The organism is Mesorhizobium sp. M5C.F.Ca.IN.020.29.1.1, from assembly GCF_003997375.1.
GTDB classification, from domain to species: Bacteria; Pseudomonadota; Alphaproteobacteria; order Rhizobiales; family Rhizobiaceae; genus Mesorhizobium; species Mesorhizobium wenxiniae.
In genome coordinates this window covers 1-9,584 of sequence record NZ_RZSW01000224.1, presented here as the reverse complement: position 1 = coordinate 9,584, position 9,584 = coordinate 1, and the positions used below count along the sequence as shown (strand labels likewise).

8 protein-coding genes and 1 pseudogene are annotated in these 9,584 nt (G+C 62.4%); 2 read left to right on the top strand and 7 right to left on the bottom strand.

Annotated elements, in window-relative coordinates; genetic code table 11:
* Together EOA85_RS38140 and EOA85_RS18610 are read right to left on the bottom strand one after the other, a co-directional pair.
* Nucleotides 1–244: pseudogene (locus EOA85_RS38140) on the bottom strand (DUF459 domain-containing protein); the annotation flags it as partial.
* Between the two features lie 121 nt (nt 245–365).
* Nucleotides 366–1,592, bottom strand: coding sequence for a lytic murein transglycosylase (locus EOA85_RS18610; protein WP_127210702.1), 1,227 nt, complete (start codon nt 1,590–1,592; stop codon nt 366–368).
* Nucleotides 1,593–1,795: 203 nt separating this feature from the next.
* Between EOA85_RS18610 and galU the strand changes: the two genes are divergently transcribed.
* A complete protein-coding gene (gene galU / locus EOA85_RS18605) occupies nt 1,796–2,710 on the top strand; it encodes a UTP--glucose-1-phosphate uridylyltransferase GalU (protein ID WP_245485863.1) in 915 nt (304 codons plus the stop codon).
* 153 nt (nt 2,711–2,863) lie between these two features.
* Here the strand turns inward: galU and EOA85_RS18600 are convergent, their stop codons facing one another.
* Nucleotides 2,864–4,606: an outer membrane beta-barrel protein gene (locus tag EOA85_RS18600; RefSeq protein ID WP_127210701.1), complete on the bottom strand. Its 1,743-nt coding sequence runs from the start codon at nt 4,604–4,606 to the stop codon at nt 2,864–2,866.
* A gap of 151 nt (nt 4,607–4,757) precedes the next feature.
* Here EOA85_RS18600 and EOA85_RS18595 point away from each other — a divergent pair, with 151 nt between their 5' ends.
* Complete coding sequence (locus EOA85_RS18595) at nt 4,758–5,759, top strand: KpsF/GutQ family sugar-phosphate isomerase (protein ID WP_029349650.1); 1,002 nt, start codon at nt 4,758–4,760, stop codon at nt 5,757–5,759.
* Nucleotides 5,760–5,811: 52 nt separating this feature from the next.
* Here the strand turns inward: EOA85_RS18595 and EOA85_RS18590 are convergent, their stop codons facing one another.
* The 4 genes from EOA85_RS18590 to EOA85_RS18575 form a co-directional block, all read right to left on the bottom strand.
* Entirely contained in the window at nt 5,812–6,276 is a 465-nt protein-coding gene (locus EOA85_RS18590; protein ID WP_095517228.1) for an NfeD family protein, read from the bottom strand.
* 10 nt (nt 6,277–6,286) lie between these two features.
* Nucleotides 6,287–7,237, bottom strand: a complete 951-nt coding sequence (locus tag EOA85_RS18585; protein WP_029349653.1) for an SPFH domain-containing protein — start codon at nt 7,235–7,237, stop codon at nt 6,287–6,289.
* A gap of 147 nt (nt 7,238–7,384) precedes the next feature.
* Nucleotides 7,385–8,449: a ferrochelatase gene (gene hemH, locus EOA85_RS18580; protein ID WP_127210700.1), complete on the bottom strand. Its 1,065-nt coding sequence runs from the start codon at nt 8,447–8,449 to the stop codon at nt 7,385–7,387.
* A gap of 144 nt (nt 8,450–8,593) precedes the next feature.
* A partial coding sequence (locus tag EOA85_RS18575; protein ID WP_127210699.1) for a 5'-nucleotidase C-terminal domain-containing protein occupies nt 8,594–9,584 on the bottom strand: 991 nt, incomplete at its 5' end.

Here is a 9,584-nt window from a genome sequence, read left to right as displayed (position 1 = left end):
CTTTTAGCTTCCGTGGCCCGGCCCTCTGGATCTGTCGCGGTGGTTCCATCCACTCGGTTCGGCCCACCCGCTCGCTTCGGCGCAGAAACAACAAGTCGCGCAGCGACCAGCCACGCCTTTGTCCTTCCTGCGCCACGGCCGGGGTGTGAAAGACGGCGGCAGTGCTGACTGCCAGGACGGCAATAGCCAGAACCAGGATCGGCACGCGACGAAGGATCACACGGATACGCGAAGCCGAAACCAATTACCCTCTCCATCCCTTAAGAGCGCCGGACCCTCAACCGTGCCGCGCTCAATCTTTTTTTGAGCATCGGATTTCCCCAAAACCGGTTTGGGCCGATGCTCCAGGTCTGCCCTATGCGAGGCTAGTTCTGCCTGAGCCATTTGAGCACTTCCATGCTCGGATGTCCGTCCTGGGGCAAGCCAGCCTTCGCCTGGAAGGCCATGATGGCGGCTTTCGATCCCTCGCCGATCTTGCCGTCGAACTTGCCGTCATAGTAGCCGTACTGGGAAAGCCGCTGCTGAAGCTCTTGCCTCTCCTCGAAGGAGAGCTTCGTGAAAGGCCGCTTCCAGTCCTGCACCAGCCCACCATGGCCGGCGATTTCGTCGGCAAGAAGGCCAACGGCAACCGCGTATTTGTCGGCATTATTGTAGCGCTTGATGACCGAAAAATTCTTGATCATCAGGAAAGCCGGGCCGCCGCGGCCGCCTGGCACCTTCAGCGTGGCCTTCTCCGCGCTATTCTTGAACGGCTTGCCGTTGACACGCGTGACACCCAGCGCTTGCCATTGCGACAGTGACTTCGATCCGGCCGGGAACTTCTTTCCGTCGGGAAGGCTGACTTCATAGCCCCAGGTCTTGCCGGCCTGCCAGCCGTTCTTCTTGAGCAGATTGGCGGCCGTTGCCAATGCATCGGGAATCGAATTCCAGATGTCGCGCTTGCCATCGCCGTCCATATCGACCGCATAGGCCTGATAGCTGGTGGGAATGAACTGGGTATGGCCCATGGCGCCGGCCCATGAGCCGCTGAGGTGGCGTTTGTCGATGTCGCCCCTTTGCAGGATTTTCAGCGCCGCGATCAACTGGGTGCGGGCAAATTTCGATCGTCTCGAGTCGGCATAGCCAAGCGTTGCCAGGGAACGCACGACATTGCGCATGACATCGTCGCGCTTGAGGATTTCGCCGTAATTCGATTCCATAGACCAAATTGCCAGCAGGATATGACGGTCGACGCCGTATTTTGCCTCGATCCTGTCCAGCCACGGCTTCCACTTCCTGGCCATCTGCTGGCCGACAGCGACCGACTGGTCATGGACGCGGTTGTCGAAATAGTCCCAGGCGGGCGCGGTGAATTCGGGTTGATAACGCGCTTTTTCCAGCACGACCGGGTCGGCATCGCTGATGCCCTCGAATGCCCGGTCGTAAACGGCGCCGGAAACACCGCTCCGCACCGCGGTGGCGCGGAAGCTGGCCACCCATTGCCGGAAGCCGGCGTCGGCAAAAGCCGATCCGGTGGGCATCAGCAAGGCAAGCGACAGGCTGGCGGCCGCAACGATGCTTGTGAAGCGCTTTGCGGCGTTGCGAACGGACATCTTTTCCTCCTTCTTCATCACAGGAAGATTATTCATCGCCGAACCCGGTTAGCATTTAGTTTACCATAGGTGGCGTTGGGAACGAAAAGGCGGGTTGGTGCTTTACAGACTACGAATTTCTTCTGACCAGCCGTTCCATAATCCTCGATTCCGGCACGAAAATGTCTTGAAGCGGGATTGCCGAACAGGCTTAGAAGCGGATAATTGACAGCATGAAGAGAGTTCGCAAGGCAGTTTTCCCGGTCGCCGGCCTCGGCACGCGTTTTCTCCCGGCCACCAAGGCCATACCCAAGGAAATGCTGACCGTCGTCGACAGGCCAGTCATCCAGTATGTGGTCGACGAGGCACGCGAAGCCGGGATCGAGCATTTCATCTTCGTGACCGGCCGCAACAAGGCGGTCATCGAGGACCATTTCGACGTCCAGTTCGAACTCTATGACACGCTCGCCCAGCGCGGCAAGGACGACGAGCTCGCCCGCCTGCAGCGGCTGCAACCCTCGCCTGGGCAGACCAGCTTCACGCGCCAGCAGGTGCCGCTCGGCCTTGGCCATGCCGTCTGGTGTGCCCGCGAACTGGTCGGCGACGAGCCCTTCGCGCTGCTTTTGCCTGACATGATCATGCAGTCGGAAAAAAGCTGCATGAAAGAGATGGTCGAGCTTTATGCCGAGACTGGCAACAACATCGTCGCGGTTCAGGAATGCGACCCCGCCGAGGCCCATAAATACGGCATCGTCGGCCGTGGCGAGGATACACATCACGGTTTCCGCATCACCGGTATGGTGGAGAAGCCGAAGACCGGCACGGCACCCTCCAATCTATACATCAACGGGCGCTACATCCTGCAGCCGGAGATATTTGGGATTCTCGAGGGCCAGGAGAAGGGCGCCGGCAACGAGATACAACTCACCGATGCGATGCTGAAGCTGGAGAAGCAACAGCCCTTTTATGGGTGCCACTACCAGGGGCGCACCTTCGATTGCGGATCGCCGGAAGGCTTTGTCGAGGCCAATGTCGCCTTCGCGCTGTGGCGCAGCGACATAAACGGACGCATGGCGGGCGTTATCCGCCAGCTTTTCGACGAGATGAAACTTTCAGAGCAGCGGGGCGCGGCGTTCTAGCTATGTCGCCCAAAAGCATGCCCTCGGGCTTGAACCGATGGTGCGCAACGGTTTTGGGACAACGACAAGCATAAGAACAAGGTCCTCAAAACCACCGTTCCCGCCACGGCCTGACTTGAATCTCGACATGCCCCAAACCTTCAACGGTTTGTTTTACGGCTGCAGTGTCACCCCGACGAAGATGCTGTGGGCGGTGTAGTCGCGGCCCTCCAGATTGCTGGTCTGTTTTTCAGTTCTGGCGCGGGTGGTCAGTCCGGCATACCGGTTTAGCCACCATGTCAGTCCGGCCTCGGCGCTCAGCGTCAGATCATGGCCGTCCGACCCGATGTAGTCGCGCCAGTCCACGCCGAGAGCTGCGTTCCCGATCAGGTTGGCACGGATTTCCCGCTCGCCGGTGAGGCGGCCGGAGTAAAGGATGTCGCCGCTTTCGTTGGCGGTCGTCGTGCCCTCGACGATCGTCTGCCCGGTGAGGCCGATCGTGGTGCCGCGTTCCGGCGACCATCTGAGGTCGGCGTTCACCGTGGCACCCGAAATTGCCGGCAGGCGGTCGTCGTCGATCGCCTCCCGCAGCCAGCCGGCCGAGAATTCGCCGGCAAGCTTCTCGCCAAGATCGACCTCGGCGCCGGCCCGAACGCCAAGCCGCGTCGAGGATCGTTCGAAACCATTGGTGTCGACGCGCAAATCATAGACCCGGCGGCCGATTTCAACCTCGGTGAAGGGAGTGATAGCGGGGGAAATCTCGTAGCCGGTGCGCAAAGTGGCGGTATAGAGCGTCGAGTCGCGGTCTTTCTGCGACAGCGTGCCGCCCGTCGAAAGCTTAGCGTCGCCGTAAATGTCGTGTTCGACAGCGCCGGTCAGGGCGAAGCGCATCTTGCCGGCATCCTTCTCGAGCGCAAGGCTGCCGTCAATGGTCTGGCGCACCGGCTGCTCGACGGTGCCTTCGATGACGACTGGCGATGAAGCCGATTCGGGCGCCGCCTCGTAACCGAGCTTGGCGATAGCGCGCAGATCGTTGTCGAGGTCGACATCGAGCGTGCCATCGACACGGCCCCGTGCCTCCTGAACCTCGTCGCCCGATATAGTCTTGAGAAAGGTGCCGTAGCCGTCGATGACAGCCAAATTCTCCCGCCAGTCGGAGATGGCATTGAAGCGCAGCGTCGTTTCCGACAGCAGGGCCGGCTTGCCTTCGCTGCTTGAATCGGCATTTGATGACGCCGTCAGGCCTTGCTCGAGCGTTGGCCTGATCACGAAGGAGCCGACTTTGATGCCGGTGGCGGCGAACGGGTCGTCCTCGGCCCTTTTATCCCTGCCTTCGATGGCTTCGGCGCGCTCAGCGCCCGGATCGAGTTGCTGCCTGTCGGCGGAATCAATGGTCACGGCACGGCGATTGGTGGCGTCCTGGTCAGTCTCGCCGGTGTCCGTGTCATCCGTCGTGGCTGCAGTCGCGGGGGTGGCTTGTGTCTCGGCGGCTTCGTCTTGATCGGCCGCCCCTTGCGTTGCGCTCGATGGCCGGCGCGGCGGGACGGGAGCGGGGGTGTCCGCAAACGCGTCGTCGGTGGCCTCCGGCGGATCAAAAATGCTGCCAGTCGCGGATGCCGTGTCGTCGTCCTGTATGGCGCCCGGGCTGGCCGGCTGATTGGTGGGCGCCGGCGCAGTGCTCTGGGCGGTTGCGCCGGCCTGCGCCGTCTGATCCTCGGCGCTGGCCATGCTCAATTGCCTGGTCTTGCGCTGCTGATCGTCCAGAATTGCCGATTCTGAAACCTCGCCACGCAGCTCGGTTACCTGGGCATAGGGCTGCGCAGGCCGCAGCAAGGCGAAGACACTGGTCGCCAGCAGCAAGGCGCAGACCGCTTTGCCGTTTCGTCTTCTTTTCTTTTCAGGCTGGGCCCCGGACATCGCCACCACTGCTTGCGCGGCGCACGCGCGCCATACTTACCGAACCGTAAATGGGGATGGTTAACGGAGGGTTGAGGCAGCGGTGGATCAGGCCTGGCTGGATGGCAATTCCGTTGGACAGGCGCGCGGCAAAGCGCTAATCGCATCAGCCATGCATGCGAGATCCCCAGACAAGAAGCGGCTCGATGGGCAAGCTTCGATCGCCTCGGCGCTTAGAACGGTAGCGACTGAGCAGGCCGGTGTCGCGGCGCTGGCGGCCGCGCTCGAAAACGGATTGACCGAACCGTTCGCGCACGCCGTCGACATGGTGTCGCAAATCGAGGGCCGCGTCATCGTCACCGGCGTCGGCAAGAGCGGCCACATCGGCTCAAAGATCGCCGCAACGCTCGCGTCGACCGGCACGCCGGCTTTCTTCGTCCATCCTGCCGAGGCCAATCATGGCGACCTCGGCATGATCGCCAAGGACGATGCCATCATCGCCATGTCGTGGTCGGGCGAGAGCCGCGAGCTCAAGGGCATCATCGCCTATTCCAGGCGCTTCTCGATTCCGCTGATCGCGGTCACCGCCGGAGAGCGATCGGCGCTGGCGCGTGCGGCCGATGTGGTGCTCCTGCTGCCGCGTGCGCCGGAAGCCTGCCCGCACGGCCTGGCACCGACTACATCGACGCTGCTGCAACTGGTGATCGGCGATGCGCTGGCCATCGCGTTGCTCGAAGCGCGCGGCTTCACGCCGGATCATTTCCGCACCTTCCATCCCGGCGGGCAACTTGGCGCCAATCTGACGCAGATCCGCGACATCATGCATGTCGGCGACAGGCTGCCGCTGGTGCCTTCGGGCACCGGAATGCGCGAAGCGATCCTCGAATTGTCGCGCAAGGGGTTCGGCTGCGTGGCGATAACCGCCGCGGATGGTGCGCTGATCGGCATCGTCACCGATGGCGATATCAGGCGCCACATCGGCAGCAATCTTCTGGCGATGAGTGTCGATCAGGTCATGACCAAGAAGCCGAAGACCGCCGGGCCGGATACGTTGGTGGCGACGGCGCTGCAGACGATCAACAATTCGGCCATCTCCAGCCTGATGGTTGTCGAGGGCGGACGGCCGGTCGGACTTGTCCATCTGCACGACCTGCTGCGCATCGGCGCGGCCTGACAGACCTCAGGCCTGTTTGAAAAGTCGCCCGCCGAGATGGGTACGATCGGTCCTAAACCGCCTCGACCGTCAGCTCCAGATCGGTGTCGGCCGCGCCCGTCACGCGCACCTGCGTGCCGGCCGGCAGATCGGGGCCTGAGACGCGCCATAGCGTGTCGCCCAGCTTTATGCGGCCGCGCCCGTCCTTGATCGGCTCGGCAAGTGTCGCCATTCTGCCGATCATTTGTTCGCCGCGGCGATTGAGCAGCGGCTGGTCGGTCGGGTCATGGCGTCCGCCCGCCAGTCTCTTGCCGACATAGGCTGAGATCAGCGACAAAGCGAGGAAGGCGAGAACCTGGATCTGCCAGGTCCAGAATCCTGCGTCCCAGATGAGCAGGGAGACTGCACCGATCAGCAGCGCGGCGATGCCGATCCATAGCATGAAGATGCCCGGTGCGATGACCTCCATTACGAGGAGAACAAAGCCGAGAACCATCCAATTCCAGGGACCGAGTTCCGAAATGATGCGGTCGAACATCGGATCGGCCTCAGCTTTCGCTCGGGCGAACTACCGGCGGACGTGAAGCTTGCCGCGGCGGGCCGGCATTGCCCTCGCTCCCGAAGACTTCCTTGGCGATCGCGCCGATGCCGCCGAGCGTGCCGATCAATGATGAAGCTTCCATCGGCATCAGCACGACCTTGCTGTTTGTGGCGGAGCCGATCCTGGTCAGCGCTTCGGTGTATTTCAGCGCAACGAAGTAGTTGAGCGCCTGCACGTCGCCCTTGGCGATCGCTTCCGACACCACCTGCGTGGCGCGGGCCTCGGCCTCGGCCGAGCGTTCGCGCGCCTCGGCGTCGCGGAAGGCGGCTTCCTTGCGGCCCTCGGCTTCCAGGATCTGCGACTGCTTGAGGCCTTCGGCGTCGAGGATCTGCGCGCGCTTGTTGCGTTCGGCCATCATCTGGCGACCCATCGATTCGACGAGATTGGCCGGTGGGTTGATGTCCTTGATCTCGACGCGGGTGATCTTGATGCCCCAGGGATGCGCCGCCTCGTCGACGACGCGCAGCAGGCGTTCGTTGATGGCGTCGCGGTTCGACAAAAGCTCGTCCAGGTCCATCGAGCCCATCACGGTACGGATGTTGGTCATAGTCAGGTTGAGGATGGCGTTCTCCAGCCCGGCGACCTGGTAGGCGGCCTGCGCGGCGTTGAGCACCTGGTAGAAGGCCACGCCGTCGACGGCGACGGTGGCGTTGTCGCGGGTGATGATCTCCTGGGTCGGGACGTCGAGCACCTGCTCCATCATGTTCAACTTGGCGCCGATGCGGTCGACGAACGGCACGATGAGGTTGAGGCCGGGGCTCAATGTCTTGGTATAGCGGCCAAAGCGTTCGACGGTATAATTATAGCCTTGCGGGATTGTCCGGATGCCTTTGAAAAGCACGAGCACGACAAGAGCGACAAGAACAAGAAGCGCGATATCGAAACCACTGAAATCCATTTGGCCCTCCCTCAGATGACGGCCACGGAAGTGTTTCACGCGGCCGACTTCACCAAACACTTAAGTGTGTTTCAGGAACGTTACAATCAGGTGATAGTGGATTACGGTGCATAGAAAGCGGGTTAGCGGCGCGCGATTGTATCCGCTTCAGATCCAGCCCGACAATTCGCGCCGCACCATCGCCTCGATCACCGCCATGCCCTCGTCACTGTCATTGAGGCAAGGGATGTGCGCGAACTTCTCGCCCCCGGCATGATGGAAAGTCTCGGCCGCCTCCCTGCCGATCTCGTCCAGCGTCTCGATGCAGTCGACGGAAAAGCCCGGATTGACGATGGCGATCGATTTCACGCCTTCTCCAGGCAATTTTTCGACCGTCTTGTCGGTGTAAGGCTGCAGCCACTCCTGCGCACCGAAGCGCGACTGGAACGTGGTGATCAGCTTCTTCTCATCCCAGCCGAGCTTTTCCCGCAGCAGCCGGGTCGTCTCAAGGCAATGGGCCTGATAGGGGTCTCCCTTGTCGGAATAGGGTTTCGGAATGCCGTGATAGGAGGCGATGACCACCTCCGGCTCGAAAGCGAGGGTCGCCAGATGACGCTCAATCGAACGGGCAAGCGCCTCGATATAAACCGGTTCGGCATAGTAGGGCGGCACGCTGCGGATCGCCGGGGCGCGGCGCATCTTCATCAGCGCGCGAAACAGCTGGTCGTTGGCGGTCGCGGTGGTGGTCGCGGAATATTGCGGATAAAGGGGAAAAGAGAGAATGCGGTCGCAGCCCTGCGCGACCAGCCCTTTGGCGACGCTCTCGGTGGAAGGATTGCCGTAACGCATCGCCCAGTCGACGGTGACGCCGGGCAGGTCGCGCAGCGCCTCGGTCAGCTTTTCGCTCTGAGCGCGGGTGTATGTGCGCAGCGGCGACTCGTTACGCTGCCGGTTCCAGATCCTGGCATAGTTGGCGCCCGACTTCTTCGGCCGCGTGGTGAGAACCAGCCCGTAGAGGATCGGGTACCAGATCGCCTTGTTGAGCTCGATGACGCGCGGATCGGACAGGAATTCCCTGAGATAGCGCCACATCGGCTTGAATTCTGTGCCGTCGGGCGTGCCGAGATTAACCAGCATGACGCCGATCCTGCCCGCCCCGACCGGCGGCTGTCCTGCCGGCGGCGGGCCGAGGACCTTCGCAGCCTTGGGATCGACAGGGTTGGAAAGCGTCATAAGGGATCTCCGGACACCGCGCGAAACTAGCGATGCCGCGCCGGTTTTCAATGCAGCGTCTGGCCGCACCTTATCTTACCTCAGGCGGAAAGCAGAAAACCCGCCCGGTTACCCGGACGGGTTTTCCAACAATGACGGAAGAATTTAGTTTGCGGCCGGGATGGTCAAGGTCACGCCGACGGGAAGGCGGCGCGCCTCATAGTCCTTGTTGGCGTCGGAGATCGTTTTCCACTTGGCGCCATCGCCATAGGCTTTTTCCGCCAGATCCCAAAAGGTGTCGCCGGCAACGATCACATGGCTGCTTTCGGCCGGCTTTGCCGGCTCGGCAGGCGCAGCTTCGGCTGGCTTGGCTGGTTCGTGGGCCGGCTCCGCCGCAGGAGCCGGTGCCGCGGGCGCCGTCTCGGCTGGCTTTGCCGGCTCGGCAGGTGCCGGCGTTGCCGGGGCGGGTTCCGCCGGCACGGCTGGCGGCGTCGTGGCGATATCGTCCGAACCGGCCGGCGGTTCGGGCATCGCTGGCTCCGCAGTCGCGGCTGGAGCCGTTTCTGCTGGTTTTGCGGGCTCGGCCGGAGCGGGCGCAGCCTCGGCCGGCTTCGCCGGTTCCTGGGCCGGTTCCTTGGCCGGTTCCGCCGCGGCGGCGGCCGTGATCTCGGTGATGCGGCCATCGAGCTTCGGCGTATAGGGCCGATGTGCACTGAGATAATCGGCGACCACCTGTTCGAGGCCCGGTCCGTAATCATAGGCGTTCTTGGCCTTGTCGGCGAACACCTTGTAGCCGTCGCCGCCCTGGCGCACATAGTTGTTGGTGGCGACCAGGTAATCCTTGTCCGGATTGATCGGGGTCCACGCGCCGCCTTGCATGACTTCGACCGACTTGACGCGCCCGGCATTCGGGGCAGCCGATTTGTCGAATGAGTACTTCAGGCCGGCAACCTGCGGGAAGCGTCCGGCGCCGTCCTCGATCTGGCTGAGACCGTTCTCGAGCCCGGCAATCAGATCCTTGCCGGAAATCTGGAAGGTCGCCAATGTGTTCTGGAACGGCAGCACGTTCAGCACTTCGCCCATGGTGACGGTGCCCTGGTCGATCGAAGCGCGCAGACCGCCGCCATTCGTGATGACGATCTCCACACCCTGGTCC

Excerpts from the sequence above, each read along its gene's own strand:
- EOA85_RS18595 (WP_029349650.1), top strand. The coding sequence starts at position 4,758 with ATGCATGCGAGATCCCCAGACAAGAAGCGGCTCGATGGGCAAGCTTCG.
- EOA85_RS18585 (WP_029349653.1), bottom strand. The coding sequence starts at position 7,237 with ATGGATTTCAGTGGTTTCGATATCGCGCTTCTTGTTCTTGTCGCTCTT.
- EOA85_RS18600 (WP_127210701.1), bottom strand. The coding sequence starts at position 4,606 with ATGTCCGGGGCCCAGCCTGAAAAGAAAAGAAGACGAAACGGCAAAGCG.
- EOA85_RS18590 (WP_095517228.1), bottom strand. The coding sequence starts at position 6,276 with ATGTTCGACCGCATCATTTCGGAACTCGGTCCCTGGAATTGGATGGTT.
- hemH (WP_127210700.1), bottom strand. The coding sequence starts at position 8,449 with ATGACGCTTTCCAACCCTGTCGATCCCAAGGCTGCGAAGGTCCTCGGC.
- EOA85_RS18610 (WP_127210702.1), bottom strand. The coding sequence starts at position 1,592 with ATGTCCGTTCGCAACGCCGCAAAGCGCTTCACAAGCATCGTTGCGGCC.